Source organism: Methanomicrobium antiquum, assembly GCF_029633915.1.
GTDB classification, from domain to species: Archaea; Halobacteriota; Methanomicrobia; order Methanomicrobiales; family Methanomicrobiaceae; genus Methanomicrobium; species Methanomicrobium antiquum.
The window spans coordinates 614,979-634,710 of sequence record NZ_CP091092.1; the positions used below are offsets into that span (position 1 = coordinate 614,979).

The following is a 19,732-nucleotide window of genomic DNA, read 5'->3' on the forward strand; positions in this document are numbered from 1 at the left end:
TATATATTTTATTTTCTGAGTTTTACAGTTATCGCAACTGCAAGAGATATTAGAAGAAGGCAGAACACAAACGGCATTCCTGTTGCATTTGTCTTTTTAGGAACGCTGTCTTTTTCAGTTGGTTCTTTGTCAGCCGGACTCATGAGTGCAAAAGTTCCTTCATTTGAAACCGATGATACTACAAAGTCTCCTTTTATGACTGATGCAAGTCTAATCCACTCGCCGTTTAGATATTTCGCAATGAAAAGAGTATTTTCTGTTCCTGATTCTTTGAATGAATCAGGGATTTTAAAGCTTACAAATCCGTTTATGTCATCCCCTTCGAGAATGAGAGCATATGCACCTCCTAAAATTTTCCAGTCTGCAGGAGCCTGACCTGCCGAGTCATACATCAGAATTGCATTTGAAGATCCATCCCCTGTATAGTAAAATTCACCATCAACCGATTCTGTTGTACCTTTGACAGACGCCGAAGCGTATAATCCTTCTAGATCATTGCTGTAAGATGAATCTGAAGAAGACTTTTTTGAACTATCAATTTCTGTCCACCAGAGTGTCGTACTGTCTGAAGACCCCCCACCCGAAGAACCGCCAGAGGCTGAGCCCCCTGATGATGATTGTGTTGCAGTTGCAGTCGGAGTATTTGTATTGACAGCTCCGCCTCCGATAGAAATCGGTGTGTTTGTGACAACGACACTGTTTATAGTGCATATTACATCAACGGTTGATTTTTCAATGCCGCTTATCTGAAAAGTAATATCTCCAGTGTTCTGGCCTGTTTTTTTACCTTCTATGTTGAAATTGGCTGAAACTGAATATTTATCAGGCAGTGCATCTCCGCCAACAGATATTTTTGAATATAATCCTGCACTTGTATCGCGTGTCTGTGTTGTTGAATACATCCCGTCTGTTGAAGAACCGGCTATACTGTATTCAGTACCGTCCTTTAGAACTGTCAATTTTGTAAAATCAGTATTTTTTGTGTTTGCAGAGACATGCCCCTCTTCCAGACCAAAGGGGATGTTGAAGTTGGTTACCTTAAATTCAAAATTGTCTCCCGGGTTTACATCAAAAACGCTTTTTATAAGAAGAGAAAAAGATGCTCCCTCTTCAAGATCTTTTATTTTTATTGTAACATAGTCTCCTGGATCGAGATTTGTCGGACTTACTGAGATTGAAACTGCACAGGCAGAAGGAATTAAAAGACCCAGTAATATCAGGGCTGATGCCAAAAATTCATATTTTTCCATCTGAGTAAAAGTATAAGATGGCAAGTAATATATATATGTGATGCAAAAACGATTAGCATAAGTTTTGGGGGGTATAAATTTGAATAACAAAAATCTGTTATCCTTAATTTTGATTTTTTTATTTTTTATGCTTGTAATCCCTTCGTCTGTCTTAGCAGATCCTTTTGAGTCTGTTCTGACCAAGGATTATAATTATAAAAATGTAACAATCAGAAACATAAATAGTCTGGATATCGCCAATCCTGCGGTATCAAAAGTTGATGTATTATCTACTGCCGGCGACGGCTCGGATATTGATAAAGTAAATATTCCTAAAATCAGTTCTGTTAAAAGAACTTTTACAACAACCAGCGGCAAATTTCAGGGAGTGGCAGTTACAATAGACACCTCTCAGATGAGCAGTGACATTGACTGGTCCGGGATATCAGGGTATAATATATACACCAAAAGAACTGTTCCAACCCTTAAATTCACGGTTCCCGGTTATCGGGGCAATCCGATGCTTGTTCAGATAAGTGATGATCTGACTAAGGACCAGGCAAGTGATCTTTCAACTTTCATTGACAACTCAAAACCCACTTTTGTTTATCATCCTGACAGGATAATGCATGTAAATATCCAGAGTAGTCAATACAGAGGTTCAGGTACATTTAGCTCAGAAGATTACAACACCAGCGATATAAGCTGGACTTTAAATAAAAATATTGTACAGCTCAGTTCAGGCTTTTCAGCACCTGCTGATAATTCAAGAACTTATGAAAAAGCCTATTCAGAAGATATTCCTGAGATTGGAAAGTACTCAGGTTCTGCGATTTATCTTGACAATGATGCCAAAACCGTGACTGTTCTTGCCGGATTTCCAGTGTTAATCCTTGACAATGATTATACTGGAACCTGGACTGAGCAGACAAATGGTGACATAAAGGTTTCATTTGCAACAAATCCATCCGGTCTTTCAAAAGTCGTCTGGCTGATGCTTGATAAAGATGCTGATTATTCCCTTGATATGAAAATTAATACCAGTGCTGTTGTTGGTGATGCAAGCTCCAGATGGGGAAGTCTTGCAGGTTCTGGTGATATAACCGGTATCATGTATGATATGGTCAGAAATGATGTGGGTGAAAGTTTCGCCACATACAAATTCAAAGCCGCGGGGGGAAGTGAGCCTTCATACGCAAATAACTGGGCTAATATCGCAATCTCTGAAGGTTACGGTGCTTCAGGTCAAAATGATGGTTCATATGCAATAGTTCCAAAAGCAACATATGATGCATTTAAAACCGGCAATTACTATCTTTATCTGATGGGTCTTAATGACAAACATGACGTTATTGCATTTGATCAGACAGAAAAGTCTTTGAAAAAGGAAGATGTCAACGGCGGCCAACCAATACAGCCTAACACACCAGTAGTTATTAATGTGGGAACAGTTGGTGATACTGTTGAGACCGAAACTGATGTTGTTATAAATCTTACAACCAGTAATTCCACTTCAGGAAGTCAGAAGATAACTGTAACCATTGGTACAGAACCGCCGGAAGGAGGCAGTAATCCGCCATCCGGAGAGAAAATGCTGATGAAATTTTTGACAATCGAAGCTTCGATTTCAAATGATGATTTATCATCTGTCAGGATAGAGGCTTCATATAATGAGACTCAGGTTAAGAACGCAGGAATTGATGAATCCAAATTAAGACTTTATTATTGGGATATCATCTCAGAAACTTACAAAGAAACAACGGATAGTGGTGTAGATACTGTCAATAATAAGGTATATGGATATGTCACCCACTTAACGACATTTGCGATTATTACAAAGACAACAGAAACACCAACAACTGCAACACCAACACCCACCGGCGGAGGCGGCGGTGGAGGGGGCGGCGGCTCCGGAGGCGGTGGCGGATTTGCCGGTTCAATCATTGCCGGAGGAGAAGCCGGGACTATAACAACAGTCACCACAACAGGCAGACTTGATACAGATAAAGACGGTGTTGTTGAAACATCAATAGAAATTGATGCAAAAGACGAACTTGCAGGTCTTGTAATATTAAGGGGCACAACTGCTCTGGATATTTTCGGAGATCCTCTAAGAGAAGTTACAATAATTCCGGTTTCAAAGTCATCCGCACCTTATACTCCAGAAAAGGGCAAAGGCAAAATATTCTCCTTTAACGGAATGTATTATGAATGCTCTCCTGCAGGTGCGACATTTGATCCTCCAATCGACATAGTGTTCCAGCTTACAGAAGATCAGTTCTATTCACTTGAAGATAACCAGCACTTCTCAGTTCAATACTATGATGAATCAACAGGAGAATGGGTTGAAGTAAGAACATATGTCAATCCGGGCACACATCAGGTTATAGGAGAGGTTTTACACTTCAGTACATATGCCCTTCTGGTAAAAGACACTGCATTCGAAGTTGTTACTGAGACTGTGACTACTGCACCTTTGGGTGAAGGAGAAAAACCTGCAGGAGAAATTCCTGTATGGGCCTGGGCTCTTGTAATAGTCGTTATCCTCGTTTTGATAGCAGGCATATGGATATATTACAATAAAAAGAAAAGTTAATGGCAGTAAAAATTAAAAAAAATCCTATTTTTTCAATTATTTGTCTGCTTTTTAATTAGCATTTAAATCTGTTTTTAAGTCTGGTTTTCAAACCTGTTTGAAAATTTGTTTTCAATATTTTTTCATAAACGCGCTAAGAGGTTTTACATATAATGCAATTGTGCATTCCGTATTGTATGTTTTGGCATGATTCATAGGAGGCTTATGATCCAATAAAAACAAATAATGGGCTTTTCAGACGGTTTCTATAAAATAAAACCAAATGATAACGTATTTAAATCCTCGCGCAATAATTACTATTTGAGGTGAATTACCTTGAGTTATGGAATAGAATTTGTGCCAGGAAATATTTCCGTTAAGGAAGTAGTAAAATACTGTAAACTTGCAGAGCAGAAAGATATTGACTTTGCATGGATTACAAACCACTATAACAACCGCCACTGCTACCCGACACTTGCAGCAATTGCTCAGGCAACTGACAGCATCAAGATGGGACCGGGTATCATGAACACATTTACTGACACTCCTGCAGCGATTGCATCATTTATGTGCACACTCAATGAGATTTCAGACGGACGTGCAGTCCTCGGTATTGGTCCGGGTGATCTGTCAACACTTCCAAAACTTGCAATTGATCCGGTAAAACCTGTTGCACGCTTAAAAGAGGGTGTACAGCAGATAAAGGCACTTTGCACAGGTGAGGAAGTAAAGAAGTCCGGAAACATGGATTTCTTCGACTATGACGGAGCTAAACTTACCGGTGTCCAGCTTCCTGCAAAGAAGAAGCAGATTCCTGTATACATTGGTGCACAGGGACCAAAGATGCTTCAGCTTGCCGGAGAAATCGGTGAGGGAGCACTTATCAACGCTTCAAACTCCAAGGACTTTGAAGTAGCAATTCCACTTATCAAAGAGGCATGCGACAAAATAGACGACAAGAAATTCAAGAAATTCGATGTCGGTGCATACACTGCAATGTCAATTGACCAGAGCGAAAAGAAGGCACGCAATGCGGCAAAGATTGTTGCGGCATTCATTGCGGCAGGTTCACCACCCGCACTTCTTGACCGCCACGGACTTGACCAGGCAAATGTTGGTAAGATTAAAGATGCACTTTCACGCTTTGACTTTGGTGCAGTCGGCGGCCTTGTCGGCGATGCTGAAATCGATGCATTTACAATTGCAGGAACACCTGAGATGGTAAAAGAGAAATGTGAAAACCTTACAAAAGCAGGCGTTACACAGATTATCTTTGGTTCACCTCTTGGTCCTGACATGACAAACTCAATCCGTCTTCTTGGAAAATACATAATCTAAGACTGATTTAGTTAAAAATACAACACAATTTTTTTTAAAAATTTCAGTTTTGTTTAGCGCAAAAAAAATATCCGGGTGTGAGAGAACAAAAAAATCTTAAATTCGGTATTTTTTCTTTTGAAGAGAGTGCATTTGCTATAAAAGTTACTTTGGAACTTACATGAGACTGTTTTACATGAAATATATTTTTCATGAACGTTTTTTGATAAATTATAAAATCCATTATGATTTATCTGATAATAACTGCAAAATTACCTGTTTGGGTTTTATAAATTATATATCAAAGTTACTTCGTAAACTTACATGAAACTGTTTGTATGAAATGATAATTTCATAAACGTTTTTACAGGAAGAGGGTATAAGTCATGTTTTCAGAATCAGTAATCCGTCTTGAAAATAATAATCTGTATGGCAGTTCTGATAATTATAAAAATCATCTGATAAACTTTCGGTGCGAAACTCTGACAGGCTTTAAATCAAGAATAAGCCCTGCAAGAGCAAAAAGAGAGATTGACTGCAGATCTGATAACACCTCTTTTGAGCAAGGAAAAATTAATGCATGTCCTTTTTGTCCTGAAAGGATATACTCTGAGACTCCTGTTTTTGCCGGCAATAAAAGAATTGAAATTGGTGAAAGTGTGACTTTTCCCAATCTGTTTCCTTTTTCAAAGACTCATGTTGTTACTGTAATTACAAAAGAACATTCTCCCTGTTCATTTACCAAAAGGCAGATTGAAGATGCCCTGCAGGCTCAGTATATGGCGCTAAAAGATACAGCAGGCTATCCCTCTGTCAACTGGAATAATTTATCATCCGCCGGTGCAAGTATGATTCATCCCCACATGCAGGGAATCTCTGATGATAGTCCTTCATATGTAACAGGAGTTTACATAAAAAAAAGCAGGGAATATTTTTTGAAGAATAACAAAAATTACTGGGATATATTATCCTGTTGTGAGGTAAATTCGGAAAGGTATCTTTTCGGTGATGAGATAGTATGGTCTGCAAATCCTGTCCCTTTTGGAGAAAAAGAGATAAGAGGCTATATGCCGGTTTCTAAGATTTGTGATTTTTCTGAGTATGTAGATCTTTTATCATCTGATATTTTAAAGATCATTGATTACTACAAAAAATCCGGGCATTTTGCATACAATATGACGATTCGTTTCGGCAAAAAAGATTCAGATGAATCATTTAAGGCATTTGTATCAGTTATTGCAAGGATTAACCCAAACCCTGATTCCACATCCGATTCTGCGTATATGGAGAGGCTTAATTTTGAACCTGTTGTTTTGACAATTCCGGAAGAAATTGGTGCTGATTACAGACATAAATGTAGATAAATGCGAAAAAAACAGATATAAAAACCGGATTTAAAAAAAAGGATTTATTTATTTTTAGGTTTACCAGGGCTTTGAGATAAGTTCTGTCTTCTTTACTATCTCACCGTCTGACTTGTGTGGTCTTCTGATTACGCCATCACAGCCCTTCTCAATCTCACGTGCTTCTTCACAGAGAAGCATTGCAGAGCGCATCATCTCGTGTGCGGATGCAACGATTGGCGTATAGTTCTCGTGTCCCTTTGTCATGAAACAGCCTTTGACGTTGACGCCTGCTACTGCCTGTGCTATCTCGTATGCTGCACGTGCCTTTGCATATGCGTATGGGTTTGAAAATTCATCTACAACAGCCTTGTCTGATGTCATAACAATCTTTGGAAGCTCAAGTTCTGCTCCTTTCTTGCCTGCCTTTACCTGATCAATTACTGCGTCAATTGCAAGCTGGAGTTTCCTGAAAGCGCCTGTAATTGTAAGAACTTTTACAAGGTTTCCATTGTAATCTGACATCTCAACCGGGTCTAAGAATTCACGGCGTGCACCAATCATGGAGTCTGCCTTCATGATGATGTATCCAAATGATGATTCTTTGAGTGCGGCAAAGTCGTCTTTCTTTGTTGTAATGTCGTCTGTGATTACAACACATGGGATTCCTGCCGCGGCAAGTGCCTCACGTGCACCCTTTGGTCCTGGAAGAACGCCGTTTGGTGAAACAACAATACAAAAGTCAGGAGCCCATGCTTTCATGTTGTCAACAACACGGTCAATATCTTCAGGCTGAAGTTTTGTTCCGCTTGTTGCCATGAATGACTGCATGTCTTCACGGTCTGCACGCTCATCGAGGAGCAGTTCTGCCATAACACCACTTGCTATATTTCCAAGTTTTGCAATTCCTACTTTAACTACCATATTCTATACCTCTCAATTATGAGAACACTTTAAATTCATCAGATCTGCTAATAAAGATTTTGAAAATAATCCGTAACAATCCTGTTAATTTAATATGTTAATTAGAAGTGTTTAAATTAATGAAAACATATAACTATATTGATGAAAGAGAGTCTCCTAACTGAACGCCAGAAAGAAGTTCTTCGATACAGAAAACAGGGATATACACAGCAACAGATAGCAGACATCATAGAAACGTCAAAAGCCAATGTCTGCACAATAGAAAAAGCGGCGATGGAAAATATTAAAAAAGCCAAGGAAACGCTGGATTTTTTGTATACTCTTGATGCTACGCATCTTTGCACAATAAAGGCAGGTTCTGATTTTCTTGATGCCGCAAAAGAGATATTCAGCGCGGCTGAAGGTCAGGGGATTAAAGTCCGCTATGATACAATATCTCTGATTAATCGTATGCGCGATTCAAACCCTGAAAGATTCAGAGCGAGATACATAAGAGAAGACATTGATGTCTACATAAACGAAGACGGAGACATATATTTTAACTAAAAACGTTCATGAAATTATATTTCATGCAACAGTTTCATGTAGTAACTTTCATGTTAAAAAAATATTTTTTTCCAATCCATCAATGAAATTAACTTTAAATGTGAGTTGTTTTTTAAGATTCATCACCTCCAGCGGCAATAAATTTCTAAAAAATTAAATTTTAAAAAGAAACAGTCTGCCTGATTTTAAAAAAGAATTTAAAAATTATATTGGAAATCTGGTGATGGAACTTAAGTCTGAATTCCTGTCAAAGAATTTTTCCTCAAATCTTTTCACATCACTAGCTTTATAATGCAATAAAGAAAATATTTAGGAAACCGTTATAAGGTTTGTATGAATTCCCAAACATCTGATTTCAGTTTTAATACTGTGAATCTGAAAAGCAAAGGAATTCAGACCTTGTAATGTGGTTGCCCGGCAGGGGTTTTAAAAAGAAGTTTACATGAAACATCTGTTTCAGGTTTATGTTTTTTAAAAAAAAGTCTGCCGGTGATTGCCGAGATAGTAGGTTGTCAAATCTAATGATTAAGATATTGACAACGGGCTGACGACGTAGGATCTGATGTATGCGCCGAATGCAGGGTGGACGAAAAATTTGTTTTTCGGCCCTTTTTCCGCACTTTATTAAAATACAGGTAAAAAAGAGATCTGTTTTTAATAATTAGGAAGAGCGCAGATAGCGGTCAGAATCTGTTAGAGAGACGTGTGGTAAACTGCAGAGATGTAGGTTTATACAGGAATTTTTAAATTCCAAAAAAAGCAGGAAACTGAAGCATTACATATTTGTAACTGCGAAGACCTGAAAATCACGGATATCCAGGTTCATTTTGACCAGACGAGACCGTCTGTTATTAAACCCAATATTTCCGGAAGAAAATTGCTGAAACATTTGCGTACAAGTTTATGTTTTATTTTTCTTATCGGAATCTCGGAATAGTCAGAATCGATGCAAAATAAAAGCAAGATTTAGGATTGATTGAAAGATGGCCAACATATCCAGACCACGCAGAGGATCACTTGCATACAGCCCCCGCAAGCGTGCAAAAAGCCAGGTACCAAAGTACAAATCCTGGCCTGAGTACGAAGGGGAGCCAAAACTGCAGGGATTTGCCGGATACAAAGCGGGTATGACTCACATTGTTATGGTTGATGATCACAAAAACAGCCCGAGCGAGGGTAAAGACATCACAGTACCTGTAACAATTGTTGAAATTCCGCCAATGAAGGTAGTTGCAGTGCGTGCATACAGTGCAGACACATACGGAAGGCATGCATTCTCAGAAGTGTGGGCAGAAGGTGTCGAAGAAGCACTTGACGAGCGTATTGCTATTCCGAAGAAGAACAACAAAGAAGAAAGCATCCAAAGAATCACTGAAGGTATTGAAAAAGGACTGGTAACAGACATTTTTGCACTTATGTACACCCAGCCTGCAATGCTTACAGGTGTTCCAAAGAAAGTTCCTGACTTAATGGAAGTCAGAGTCGCAGGCGGCGATATGCAGGCACGCTTCGACTTTGCAACAGGTCTTTTTGGACAGGAAGTTGATTTTGATGCAGTTTCTGATGTCGGAAAGTACATTGACGTAACAGCTGTTACAACAGGTAAGGGAACAAATGGTCCTGTTAAACGCTGGGGAATTCAGAAACAGAAGAGCAAACATTCACGCCAGGGCAAACTGCGTCATATAGGAAACCTTGGTCCGTGGACACCTCACCATGTAAGATGGCAGGTACCACAGATGGGTCAGATGGGATACCAGCAGAGAACTGAGTTTAACAAGCGTGTCTTAAAAGTCGGAGACTCTCCAGAAGAGATTAATCCTGCAGGCGGTTTTGTAAAATACGGTCTTGTAAGAGGCAAATATATTGCAATCAAAGGATCAGTCCCCGGACCTATTAAGCGTCTGATAAGACTCCGCCCTGCAATCAGAAACAGAGATCATGTAGATCGTGTACCGCAAGTCAGCTATGTCAGCACAATGAGCAAACAGGGATGATCTGAGATGAATACACAGATTAAGTCAATTGACGGCAAAGTTGCAGGCGATATCGAGCTTCCGGCAATATTTGATGAACCATACCGCCCGGACCTGATAAAGAATGCAGTACTGGCGCTTCAGAGCACCCGTTATCAGAGACATGGCACAAACCCTCATGCAGGTCTGAAAACATCTGCAGAATCATGGGGGAGCGGCCGCGGTGTTGCACAGGTGCCAAGGATTAAGAACGGTTCACGTGTAGCCCGTATCCCGCAGGCAGTCGGTGGTCGTGCGGCTCACCCGCCAAAAACAGAAACAAATCTTATCCGCAAGATAAACAAGCAGGAAAAGAGAAAGGCAATCAGGTCGGCAATCGCCGCAACCATAATGGAAGAGCTTGTTTTGGCACGCGGACACAAATTTGAAGGAACAGTTCCTTTTGTCTTTGATGACTCTTTTGAAGCACTTGAACAGACAAAGGAAGTTGTAGAAGCATTAAAACAAAACGGTCTTTACGAAGATGTCGTTCGTGCAAGAGACTCAAGAAAAGTTCGTGCAGGACGCGGAAAACTCCGTGGACGCCGTTACAAACAGAGAAAGAGTCTTTTAATCGTTACAGGCGACAGGCCTCTTCAGTGTGCAAAAAATCTTGCAGGTGTTGATGCAGTATCAGTTGCAGAGTTAAACGCCGAGCACTTAGCACCCGGAACACAGGCAGGACGCTTAACTGTATGGACTGTTTCTGCACTCAACAAACTGGAGGAGCTGAAATGATAATTAAATATCCGTATGTTTCAGAAAAAGCTTCAAGAGATCTTGAGTTTGACGGAAAGCTCCAGTTCATTATTGATTTGAAAGCTTCAAAAGAGCAGGTTGCAAAAGAACTAGAGAGAATGTTCGACAAAAAAGTGTCAAACGTTCAGACCCTCCTCACAATGAAGGGAAAGAAGAAGGCTATTGTCACATTTGAAGATGAAAAAGCCGGTGAAGAGATTCTCAGCAGACTTGGAGTAATGTAAAAAACGGGTGGTGTAAATGGGAAAAAGAATAATATCACAAAACCGTGGTCGTGGAGGACCTGTATATCGTGCACCTTCGCATCTTTACAAGGCTTCACTAAAACACCCCGGATATATTACAGAAACAATCAGGGGAGAGATCATCGACATCGAGCATGATCCTGCAAGACATGCACCTATTGCAAAAGTCGAACTTGAGTCAGGCAAGAAAATTTTTATGCTTGTCACAGAAGGCATGGGTGTCGGCGAGAAGGTTGCATGGGGACCTGAAGCAGAAGTAAAGAACGGAAATACCTTAAAAATGATTAACATCCCGATTGGAGCATATGTCTGCAATGTAGAGGCAAGGCCAAATGATGGCGGCAAATTCATCCGTTCATCTGGTGTTCAGTCACAAATTATTGGTAAATCAGAAGACGGACGCGTAGGCGTAAAGATGCCAAGCGGTAAACACAAGTGGTTCCACGGCGACTGCCGTGCAACAGTCGGTATTGTAGCAGGCGGCGGAAGAAGCGAGAAGCCGTTTGTAAAAGCCGGTAAGAAATACCACAAGATGAAGACCCAGGCGGCAAAGTGGCCTCGCGTAAAAGGTGTCTGTATGAACGTTATCGACCATCCGTTCGGTGGCGGTGGACATCAGCACTGTGGACGCCCGAAGACTGTTTCACGCGGCACATCACCTGGAAGAAAGGTTGGTTCAATCGCTGCCAAGAGGACCGGAAGGAAATAAAGGGGTGTAGCAAACTATGGCAAAAAAACAGCAGAAGAGATTGCCGAGGCGAAAAGAAGAGTTCACCTATCACGGCTATAAAATTGAAGAACTTCAGCAGATGAGTCTGTCAGAGCTTCTCCCTATTATGCCTTCTAGAACCCGCCGCAAATTTGACCGCGGTTTAACAGAAGGACATGAGAAGCTTCTTGCTGAATTCAGGGAAGGCAAAGAGCGTATCAGGACACATGAGCGTGATATGATAATTTTGCCTGAAATGGTTGGAAAAAGCGTTGAGATTCACAACGGAAAGGACTTCTTAAAGGTCGAAATACAGCCTGAGGCAGTATTTATGTTTCTTGGAGAATTCGCACTGACTAGAAAACGTGTCAGCCATGGAAGTGCAGGTATCGGTGCAACAAGGTCCAGTAAATTCGTTCCACTGAAGTGATGTAAAATGGCAAGAACTGATTATTCACTTAAGATGGACGGGGATAAAAATGCCCGTGCCAAAGCAAACGAACTTCCATGCTCTCCAAAACATTCAATTGAGATTGCAAAGTTCATAAGAGGCAAAAACACAAAGTTCGCAATCGCCTACTTAGAGGATGTCGTAGCCCTTAAAAAAGCAATTCCGTTCAAGAAGTTTAACAGAAATGTTGCACACAAACGCGGTCTTGACAAATGGGATGCAGGAAGATACCCTGTAAAGGCATCATCTGAATTCCTAAAGCTTCTTCACTCTGTTGAGAAAAATGCCGAGTATATTGGTCTTGATACCGATAAACTTGAAATTACAACAGTGTCTGCAAACAGAGGCAGAAGAACACGCGGTGTTTTCCCACGTGCAATGGGAAGGGCAACTGCAAAATTTGCAGAATCTGTAAATGTTGAAATTATAGTCAGAGAGGTGGAGTAATGGCAGTAGAGAGAAGATTTGTTGAGGACGGCATCAGAAGTGCCCGCGTAGAGCAGTACCTCACAAAAGAGCTCAAGAGAGCCGGATACGGCGGAATGGATATTGTTCGAACTCCTCTTGGAACACAGATAACAATATTTGCAGAAAAGCCGGGAATTGTCATTGGAAAAGGCGGAAAAGTAGTCCGTGAGATTACAGCAACCCTTCAACACGACTTTGGCATTGAATCTCCGCAGATTGAAGTATCACAGGTAGAAAACCCTGCATTCAACGCACAGATTATGGCAGAGCGCCTTGCAAACTCACTTGAGCGCGGCTGGTATTTCAGAAAGGCAGGAACAAGCATCCTTCGCCGTGTAATGGAATCAGGCGGTCTTGGCTGTGAAGTTATAATGTCCGGAAAGCTTACAGGTGCACGTTCACGTGTTCAGAAGTTTACAGAAGGATATATCAAACATGCAGGTGAGCCAAGCGAGACAATCGTTGAGCACGGATATGCAATTGCAATTAAAAAGCTCGGCACAATCGGATGCCAGGTAAAAATAGTTCCTCCGGGAGCAAATCTTCCTGACCACTTTGAAGTGCTTGAGCCTGTAAAAGCCGCTCCTGAAGAAAGACAGGCATATGATGAGACTGCTGAGGATATCCCTGAAGACATCATCGGAAAAGAGATTGATGCAGAGATGGAAGCAGTAGAGGATGTACCTGAAGTGGAGGATTTCTGAAAATGGCAATTTTCCGTTCATCAGAGGTAGCACAGTTCAGCGATGTCGAACTTGCAGAGCAGTTAGAGAAGCTTGAACTTGAACTCATTCAGGATTTGGGCAAGGTAAGCGCCGGCGGTGCACATGAAAATCCGGGACGTATCCGTGAAATCAAACGCACCATCGCACGTATCAAGACCGAACAGAACAAGCGGAGAAATAAGGCTTGATCAACCCTCAGAATGTATGCAGGCATGAATTAATCGGATTGGAGGCGAAAGTCTCCCATTCATCCAATCCCAAACAGACTGGAATATCCGGTTTGATTGTTGATGAAACAAAAAACATGTTTGTGATATGTTCTGAAGGAAGCCTTAAGAAAGTGCAGAAAAAAGGCGCGGCATTTGACCTTCTGCTTCCAGATGAGACCCTTGTAAGGGTTGATGGATCAGTATTGGTTATGCAGCCTGAAAGAAGAATCAGCATGCGAATCAAAAATCTGAGGTAAATATGGCTAAAAACATAGGGTTAAACGTCAGTATTCCTGAAAAGGAATGCAGTGACGTAAACTGTCCATTCCACGGCACTTTACCGGTACGCGGCCAGGTGATTACCGGTAAGGTCGTGAGTGACCATATGCAGGGATCTGTTGTAGTATCAAGAGATTACCTGCACTACGTGAAGAAGTACAAGCGTTACGAAAAACGCTCATCAAAGCTTCACGCACACAACCCCCCGTGTCTTGGCGCAAAGGTTGGCGACACTGTAAAAATTGCAGAGTGCAGACCAATCTCCAAGACAAAGACATTTGTTGTAGTGGAGGTGTCTGAGGAATGAGAGCAAAACAGTCCAAAACTCCAAGGGCACTTTCAACCGGTACAAGACTTACTTGTGCAGACAACACCGGTGCACGTATTGTGCAGGTAGTATCTGTAGATCTCTACCATGGTGTAAGAAGACGTCAGCCAAAATTAGGTCTTGGCGACATGGCTACAGTCAGTGTCAAAAAGGGTAACCCTGATATGCGCCGCAAACTTGAAAAAGCGGTTGTTATCAGGCAGAGGAAAGAAATAAGAAGAATCACCGGTCTTCGTCTGACATTTGAGGATAATGCAATGGTTATTACAAATGAGAGGGGCGAGCCGAAGGGAACAGAGATTAAAGGACCTGTAGCCCGTGAAGTTGCAGAGCGTTTCCCAAAGATTGGCTCTATGGCAACAATCATCGTCTGAGGTGGAATTGTAATGGTAAGAATTGCAAGCAGTCAGCCAAGAAAGCAGCGCAAGGCACGCTACAATGCACCCCTTCACATGAGCGGAAAATTCCTGGGTGCACCTCTCTCAAAAGAGCTTCGCACAAAATATAACAGGCGTTCTTTCCGTGTAGTCGAGGGAGACACAGTAAAAGTGCTTCGCGGTGACAACAGAGGCGATGAAGGAGTTGTAGACGGAGTCAACACAGAGAAGGGAACACTTCTTGTCCACGGCGTTTCAGTAACAAAAGTTGACGGAACAGAAGTTCCAAGACCTGTTTATGCATCAGCCGTTGAGATTGTCAAGCTCAATCTTAAGGACAAACTTCGTGAGGAGAGGCTGGAGGGTAGGAAATAATGTCAAATCATATCAAAAGGCTAACTTCGCCAACAGGATGGCGTATTGCTAAGAAGGAAAACACGTTCGTTACAAAGACAGCTCCGGGTCCACACAACAGTCATGCAATGCCAATTGCTGTATGGCTAAGGGATCACATGGGTCTTGCTCTTAACATGAAAGAGGTTAAGAAAATCCTAAAAGACAGATCTGTTCTTGTAAACGGTGTTGTATGCACTGACCCCAAAATGGGTGTCGGCGTCTTTGACATTATTGCACTCCCAAAGGTTGAGAAATACTACAGAATTCTCAGAAACAAAAAAGCAGACTATGTTTCTGTTCTGATCTCTGAAGAGGATGCAAAGACTCGTCTTAGCAAAATCAAAGACAAAACAATTGTGAAAAATGGCAAAATCCAGCTGAATCTGCGCTATGGTGCAAACATCATCGTTGATTCACAGGACTACAAGCCAAAAGATTCTGTTGTTTTGACAATCTCCGGTGACGATCACTTAAAAATCATTGATCACTTCGTATACAAAGAAGGTAACTGTGCAATGATTATTGGTGGAAGCCACTCAGGAAAGGTCGGAAAAATCACAAAGATTGACATAATTCCGGGAAGCATTGCAAACAGGGTCTACTTAAAAGACATCAAAACAGATGAGGATTTCGACACCGTTGAAGACTATGTTTTCATGGTTGGAAACTCCGAGCCTGCAGTCAGCGAATGGGGGATTTAAGAGTGAACTCAATGCAGAAAGTCCACGTTGACAAGGTCATAATTCACATGGGTGTCGGCGAATCAGGTGACAAACTTGTAAAAGCCGAGAACATCATGCAGGACATTTCAGGCCAGAAGTCAGTTCGTACAATTGCAAAGAGAACCCAGCCTGCTTTTGGTATCAGAAAAGGCCAGCCAATCGGCTGTAAGGTCTGTCTGAGAGGAAAGGCCGCAGAGGAATTTGTTGCAACTGCTCTTGAAATCATTGAGAAAAAACTCTTTGCAACTCAGTTTGACAAATCCGGAAACGTTGCATTTGGTATTGAGGAACACACTGATTTCCCCGGACAAAGCTACGACCCGATGATCGGTATCTATGGTATGGACGTCAATGTGGTTTTGGAGAAGAAAGGCATTCGTATTGCAAGAAGAAGCATTCAGACAAAAAAGCTTCCTGGAAAGCAGAGAGTGTCACGTGAAGATGCCGTCAGATTCATGAAAGAAGAATTTGGCGTGGAGGTACAGTAATTATGGCGCAGAATAAATCGACAAACGAGGAGGCACCCACAAAGAAATTTGGCCGTGGTGCAAATGAGTGTCAGATGTGCGGCAGAAAACAGGGTCTTGTACGCAGATACAATATCATGCTCTGTCGGCAGTGCTTCCGTGAATATGCCGCAAAAATCGGCTTTAAGAAGATGAACTAAGAGGTGTTTTAGAAAATGACAAGGTTAAATCCAATTGCTGATGCAATGTGCACTATCAAAAACGCTTCTGACGTAGGCAAGACAGAATGTATTGTCGAACCTGCAGGAACACTTCTTGGAGCAATGCTCGGCATTATGAAGGAAGAAGGATACATCAGCGGCTTTGAATTTATAGAAGACAACAGGGGAAACCAGTACAAGGTTTTCCTTAACGGAAATATCAATAAATGTGGTGCAATTACCCCGCGTTTTGCAGTCAAAGTCGATGAAATGGAGAGATGGGAAAACCAGTACCTCCCGGCAAAGAACTTTGGAACACTCCTTATCAGCACATCAAAAGGTGTAATTTCTCATGAGAATGCACGCCGTCTTGGTGTCGGCGGAGAACTTTTGGGATATGTATACTAAGGAGTGATAAAGGAAATGATCACACAGAGAAAAGTAGCTGTTCCAAACGGAGTTACCGCGGAAATCAATGGTTCAACTCTTGTTGTATCCGGACCAAAGGGAAAACTTGAGAGGAACATGCGCTATCCGGGTGTCACAGTAAAAATTGAAGACGGTTACTTTATTGCTGAAACCGAATCTGAAAGGAAAAAGATCTTTGCAATGCTTGGAACCTACGTTTCACATGCGAACAACATGTTCAGAGGGGTTTTGGAAGAGTATGTCTATACAATGAAAGTTGTATACAGCCACTTTCCAATTCAGCTTAAGGCCAACAAGGATGTTTTAGAAATAGCAAACTTCCTTGGAGAGAAAAAAACCCGCTACGCAGCAATTCCCGAAGGTGTCAGGATGAAACTGGCAAACGATGAGGTAATTCTTTCAGGAATTAACAAAGAGCTTGTCGGAATTGCATCAGGCAGAATCGAGAGAGCAACAAAAGTCCGCGGCCGTGATTCACGTGTCTTTCAGGACGGAATTTATATTGTAGATAAGGCGTGATTCTGATGGCTGACGAAAAGACAAGATTAATCAAAGCAAGAAACGCCCAGCGTGGAACTTTCAAGCGCCAGGGAATCTCAAGAAAAAAGAGACTTGAAGATACCTGGAGAAGACCACGTGGTCTTCAGAGCAAACAGAGAAAGCTTATCCGTGCAAAAGGAAGGCATCCAAAACCAGGCTTTGGCAGTCCAAGGGCTGTTCGCGGAATGCACCCTTCAGGCTTTGAGGAAGTAATAGTATTCAATGTTGCAGGTCTTGCAGATGTTGATGCACAAGTACAGGCAATCAGAATTTCATCTACAGTAGGCGGCAAAAAGCGCTCTGAGATTCAGGCAAAAGCTGATGAGATGGATGTAAAAATCCTGAACAGAAAAGAGATTGCACTGCCCGGAAAGAACAGTTCTGAAGAGAAGGAAGATGTAGAAGAGGTGTCAGACGATGAGTGATTTGAAAAATCAGAAGCGTATGGCAGCCTCAGTTTTAAAATGCGGTCTTCACCGTGTAAAAATGGATTCTGAGCGTGCAGAAGATATTGAAAATGCAATCTCACGTGAGGATGTCAGAGGACTTGTTGAAGAAGGCGTAATTTCTGCAAAGCCAAAGAAAGGCAACAGCCGTGGCAGAACACATGCACGTATGGCAAAGCGTTCATACGGACACTGCAAAGGCCCCGGACGCAGGAAGGGTGCTGCAGGAGCACGCCACCCGTCAAAGCGCGATTGGATCAAAAAAATCCGTGCAATCAGAAGAGAGCTTCGTGTACTCCGTGATGACGGCACAATTGACGCACATGCATACAGAATCATGTACAGAAAAGCTGCCGGCGGGCAGTTCAGAAGTGTTGCACATATGAAAGCACAGCTTGAGCAGATCACAGGGAGGATAGAATAATGGCAACAGGTCCAAGGTATTTTGTCCAGTTCCGCAGGCGCAGAGAAGGCAAAACCGACTATTACAGGCGCTTAAAACTCATTGTTTCAAACAAGCACAGAATGGTTGTCAGAAAGACAAACAAACAGATTATCTGTCAGCTTGTAGAAGCAGGACTTGAGGGTGACAGGACACTTGTCGCTGCATACTCAGGTGAACTTGTGAAATACGGATACAAGGGTTCAACAGGAAATACACCCGCCGCATATCTGACAGGCATGCTTTTTGCCGTAAAGGCATTCAATGCAGGCTATGAAGAGGCAATCCTCGATATTGGTCTGCACCGTGCAAAATATGGTGCAAAAGTATTCGCCGCACTTAAAGGAGCTGTCAGTGCAGGCTTAAATATTCCTCACAGTGAGGATATTTTACCTGATGATGACAGGGTAAAAGGCGCTGCAATTGCAAATTACGCACCTGAAAGAGCAGGCGACCTTGTTGAGAATGTCGAAGCTGTTGAAGATGCAATAATGAAGGAGCTGAAATAATGGCCTTTGAACAGGAAGTATGGGTTCCTCTCACCGGTCTTGGAAAACAGGTTGCCGCAGGCGAGATAAAAAGCATTGATGATGTTTTGGAAAGTGGCAGACCTATTAAAGAACCACAGATTGTAGACTACTTTATCCCTGATCTTGAGGATGAGGTATTAGACATCAACATGGTTCAGAGAATGACCGACAGTGGAAGGCGTGTTAAGTTTCGCTGTGCTGTTGTTGTTGGAAACCGCAACGGATATATTGGCTTTGGCCAGGGCAAAGATGTCCAGGTTGGAAATGCTATTAAAAAAGCAATCGACAACGCCAAACTAAATATCATTAAAATTCAGAGAGGCTGTGGAAGCTGGGAATGTGCATGCGGACAGGGACACTCGATTCCTCTGCGTGTTACAGGAAAGTCAGGCAGTGTAAAAGTTACACTTATGCCGGCACCACAGGGTATCGGTCTTGTTACCGGAGATATTGGTAAGAAAGTTCTGCAGCTTGCAGGTGTCCGCGATGTATGGACATCCTCAAGCGGTCAGACACGTACAACAATCAACTACGCAAAAGCAACATATGATGCACTCCTGCAGGCAAATGCTGTAAGAAAGGGAGGTCGCAAATAATGTATGTCGTAGTTCAGGTACGTGGTGTCGTTAATACAAGAAAGGAGATTAAAGACACACTAAAGATGCTTCGTCTCCACCACATCAACCACTGTGTCTTAATTCCGGACACACCGGCATACATGGGTATGATTCGGAAAGTCAAAGACTACGTTGCATATGGTGAGGCAGATCCGGAAATTTTGGCAACCATCTTAGAGACACGCGGACGCCTTACAGCAGACGAGAAGCTTACAAACGAATATGTAAAGGAAAATTCCCAGTATTCTGATATTAAGGAATTTGCAAAGGCAATTTGTCTGGGCGAAGCTGAAATTTCAGACGTACCAGGATTAAAACCGGTTCTTCGTCTGCACCCTCCAAGAAAAGGATACAAGTCAATCAAGCGCACCTTCCAGCAGGGCGGTGCTCTTGGAAACTACGGAAGCGAGATAAACAATCTCCTCTACAGGATGAGGTGAAGAT

The 19,732-nt window shown here is 42.0% G+C and carries 28 protein-coding genes; 26 read left to right on the top strand and 2 right to left on the bottom strand.

Annotated elements, in window-relative coordinates; all coding sequences use genetic code 11:
- Positions 1 to 8: 8 nt before the first annotated feature.
- Positions 9 to 1,250, bottom strand: coding sequence for a hypothetical protein (locus tag L1994_RS02935; RefSeq protein WP_278100199.1), 1,242 nt, complete (start codon positions 1,248 to 1,250; stop codon positions 9 to 11).
- Positions 1,251 to 1,377: 127 nt separating this feature from the next.
- Between L1994_RS02935 and L1994_RS02940 the strand changes: the two genes are divergently transcribed.
- The 3 genes from L1994_RS02940 to L1994_RS02950 all read left to right on the top strand — a co-directional run bounded on the left by L1994_RS02940 (position 1,378) and on the right by L1994_RS02950 (position 6,485).
- Positions 1,378 to 3,825, top strand: a complete 2,448-nt coding sequence (locus tag L1994_RS02940) for a hypothetical protein (protein ID WP_278100200.1) — start codon at positions 1,378 to 1,380, stop codon at positions 3,823 to 3,825.
- Positions 3,826 to 4,140: 315 nt separating this feature from the next.
- Positions 4,141 to 5,142, top strand: coding sequence for a 5,10-methylenetetrahydromethanopterin reductase (locus L1994_RS02945; protein ID WP_278100201.1), 1,002 nt, complete (start codon positions 4,141 to 4,143; stop codon positions 5,140 to 5,142).
- A 365-nt stretch (positions 5,143 to 5,507) separates the two neighbouring features.
- Positions 5,508 to 6,485: a galactose-1-phosphate uridylyltransferase gene (locus L1994_RS02950; RefSeq protein ID WP_278100202.1), complete on the top strand. Its 978-nt coding sequence runs from the start codon at positions 5,508 to 5,510 to the stop codon at positions 6,483 to 6,485.
- Positions 6,486 to 6,545: 60 nt separating this feature from the next.
- Here L1994_RS02950 and L1994_RS02955 read toward each other — a convergent pair whose 3' ends face one another.
- Positions 6,546 to 7,388, bottom strand: a complete 843-nt coding sequence (locus L1994_RS02955) for a F420-dependent methylenetetrahydromethanopterin dehydrogenase (protein ID WP_278100203.1) — start codon at positions 7,386 to 7,388, stop codon at positions 6,546 to 6,548.
- A gap of 141 nt (positions 7,389 to 7,529) precedes the next feature.
- Here L1994_RS02955 and L1994_RS02960 point away from each other — a divergent pair, with 141 nt between their 5' ends.
- From L1994_RS02960 to L1994_RS03070, 23 genes are all read left to right on the top strand, one after another.
- Positions 7,530 to 7,934 (top strand): Tfx family DNA-binding protein, encoded by a 405-nt coding sequence (locus L1994_RS02960; RefSeq protein ID WP_278100204.1) that lies wholly within the window; start codon positions 7,530 to 7,532, stop codon positions 7,932 to 7,934.
- Positions 7,935 to 8,917: 983 nt separating this feature from the next.
- Positions 8,918 to 9,931: a 50S ribosomal protein L3 gene (locus L1994_RS02965; protein ID WP_278100205.1), complete on the top strand. Its 1,014-nt coding sequence runs from the start codon at positions 8,918 to 8,920 to the stop codon at positions 9,929 to 9,931.
- Positions 9,932 to 9,937: 6 nt separating this feature from the next.
- Positions 9,938 to 10,687, top strand: a complete 750-nt coding sequence (gene rpl4p, locus L1994_RS02970; RefSeq protein WP_278100206.1) for a 50S ribosomal protein L4 — start codon at positions 9,938 to 9,940, stop codon at positions 10,685 to 10,687.
- Complete coding sequence (locus tag L1994_RS02975; protein WP_278100207.1) at positions 10,684 to 10,932, top strand: 50S ribosomal protein L23; 249 nt, start codon at positions 10,684 to 10,686, stop codon at positions 10,930 to 10,932. Before rpl4p ends, L1994_RS02975 begins: the two co-directional genes overlap by 4 nt.
- A gap of 16 nt (positions 10,933 to 10,948) precedes the next feature.
- Positions 10,949 to 11,662, top strand: a complete 714-nt coding sequence (locus L1994_RS02980) for a 50S ribosomal protein L2 (protein ID WP_278100208.1) — start codon at positions 10,949 to 10,951, stop codon at positions 11,660 to 11,662.
- A gap of 16 nt (positions 11,663 to 11,678) precedes the next feature.
- On the top strand, positions 11,679 to 12,092 hold the full coding sequence (locus L1994_RS02985) for a 30S ribosomal protein S19 (RefSeq protein WP_278100209.1): 414 nt from the start codon (positions 11,679 to 11,681) through the stop codon (positions 12,090 to 12,092).
- A gap of 6 nt (positions 12,093 to 12,098) precedes the next feature.
- Positions 12,099 to 12,560 (top strand): 50S ribosomal protein L22, encoded by a 462-nt coding sequence (locus L1994_RS02990; RefSeq protein WP_278100210.1) that lies wholly within the window; start codon positions 12,099 to 12,101, stop codon positions 12,558 to 12,560.
- Positions 12,560 to 13,285 (top strand): 30S ribosomal protein S3, encoded by a 726-nt coding sequence (locus L1994_RS02995; protein WP_278100211.1) that lies wholly within the window; start codon positions 12,560 to 12,562, stop codon positions 13,283 to 13,285. The genes L1994_RS02990 and L1994_RS02995 overlap by 1 nt, the downstream gene beginning before the upstream one ends.
- Before the next feature lie 2 nt (positions 13,286 to 13,287).
- Positions 13,288 to 13,494, top strand: coding sequence for a 50S ribosomal protein L29 (rpmC, locus tag L1994_RS03000; RefSeq protein ID WP_278100212.1), 207 nt, complete (start codon positions 13,288 to 13,290; stop codon positions 13,492 to 13,494).
- Positions 13,491 to 13,772 carry a ribonuclease P protein component 1 gene (locus L1994_RS03005; RefSeq protein ID WP_278100213.1) on the top strand — a complete coding sequence of 94 codons (282 nt, stop codon included), beginning with the start codon at positions 13,491 to 13,493 and terminating at the stop codon, positions 13,770 to 13,772. Before rpmC ends, L1994_RS03005 begins: the two co-directional genes overlap by 4 nt.
- A 2-nt stretch (positions 13,773 to 13,774) precedes the next feature.
- Positions 13,775 to 14,101: a 30S ribosomal protein S17 gene (locus tag L1994_RS03010; RefSeq protein ID WP_278100214.1), complete on the top strand. Its 327-nt coding sequence runs from the start codon at positions 13,775 to 13,777 to the stop codon at positions 14,099 to 14,101.
- The gene (locus L1994_RS03015) at positions 14,098 to 14,496 is read left to right on the top strand and encodes a 50S ribosomal protein L14 (protein ID WP_278100215.1); all 399 of its coding nucleotides are present in this window, start codon (positions 14,098 to 14,100) and stop codon (positions 14,494 to 14,496) included. The genes L1994_RS03010 and L1994_RS03015 overlap by 4 nt, the downstream gene beginning before the upstream one ends.
- 12 nt (positions 14,497 to 14,508) lie before the next feature.
- Entirely contained in the window at positions 14,509 to 14,874 is a 366-nt protein-coding gene (rplX, locus tag L1994_RS03020; protein WP_278100216.1) for a 50S ribosomal protein L24, read from the top strand.
- Complete coding sequence (locus tag L1994_RS03025) at positions 14,874 to 15,596, top strand: 30S ribosomal protein S4e (RefSeq protein WP_278100217.1); 723 nt, start codon at positions 14,874 to 14,876, stop codon at positions 15,594 to 15,596. Before rplX ends, L1994_RS03025 begins: the two co-directional genes overlap by 1 nt.
- 11 nt (positions 15,597 to 15,607) lie before the next feature.
- Positions 15,608 to 16,105 carry a 50S ribosomal protein L5 gene (locus L1994_RS03030; protein ID WP_278100218.1) on the top strand — a complete coding sequence of 166 codons (498 nt, stop codon included), beginning with the start codon at positions 15,608 to 15,610 and terminating at the stop codon, positions 16,103 to 16,105.
- 2 nt (positions 16,106 to 16,107) lie between these two features.
- Entirely contained in the window at positions 16,108 to 16,284 is a 177-nt protein-coding gene (locus tag L1994_RS03035) for a 30S ribosomal protein S14 (protein WP_278100219.1), read from the top strand.
- A 15-nt stretch (positions 16,285 to 16,299) separates the two neighbouring features.
- Positions 16,300 to 16,692 carry a 30S ribosomal protein S8 gene (locus L1994_RS03040; RefSeq protein WP_278100220.1) on the top strand — a complete coding sequence of 131 codons (393 nt, stop codon included), beginning with the start codon at positions 16,300 to 16,302 and terminating at the stop codon, positions 16,690 to 16,692.
- A 15-nt stretch (positions 16,693 to 16,707) separates the two neighbouring features.
- Complete coding sequence (locus tag L1994_RS03045; protein ID WP_278100221.1) at positions 16,708 to 17,232, top strand: 50S ribosomal protein L6; 525 nt, start codon at positions 16,708 to 16,710, stop codon at positions 17,230 to 17,232.
- A gap of 5 nt (positions 17,233 to 17,237) precedes the next feature.
- Positions 17,238 to 17,678, top strand: coding sequence for a 50S ribosomal protein L32e (locus L1994_RS03050; RefSeq protein ID WP_278100222.1), 441 nt, complete (start codon positions 17,238 to 17,240; stop codon positions 17,676 to 17,678).
- Positions 17,671 to 18,123, top strand: a complete 453-nt coding sequence (locus tag L1994_RS03055) for a 50S ribosomal protein L19e (RefSeq protein WP_278100223.1) — start codon at positions 17,671 to 17,673, stop codon at positions 18,121 to 18,123. The genes L1994_RS03050 and L1994_RS03055 overlap by 8 nt, the downstream gene beginning before the upstream one ends.
- The gene (locus L1994_RS03060) at positions 18,123 to 18,650 is read left to right on the top strand and encodes a 50S ribosomal protein L18 (protein ID WP_278100224.1); all 528 of its coding nucleotides are present in this window, start codon (positions 18,123 to 18,125) and stop codon (positions 18,648 to 18,650) included. The genes L1994_RS03055 and L1994_RS03060 overlap by 1 nt, the downstream gene beginning before the upstream one ends.
- A complete protein-coding gene (locus L1994_RS03065) occupies positions 18,650 to 19,267 on the top strand; it encodes a 30S ribosomal protein S5 (protein ID WP_278100225.1) in 618 nt (205 codons plus the stop codon). The genes L1994_RS03060 and L1994_RS03065 overlap by 1 nt, the downstream gene beginning before the upstream one ends.
- Positions 19,267 to 19,728 (top strand): 50S ribosomal protein L30, encoded by a 462-nt coding sequence (locus L1994_RS03070; protein WP_278100226.1) that lies wholly within the window; start codon positions 19,267 to 19,269, stop codon positions 19,726 to 19,728. The genes L1994_RS03065 and L1994_RS03070 overlap by 1 nt, the downstream gene beginning before the upstream one ends.
- Positions 19,729 to 19,732 lie beyond the last annotated feature (4 nt).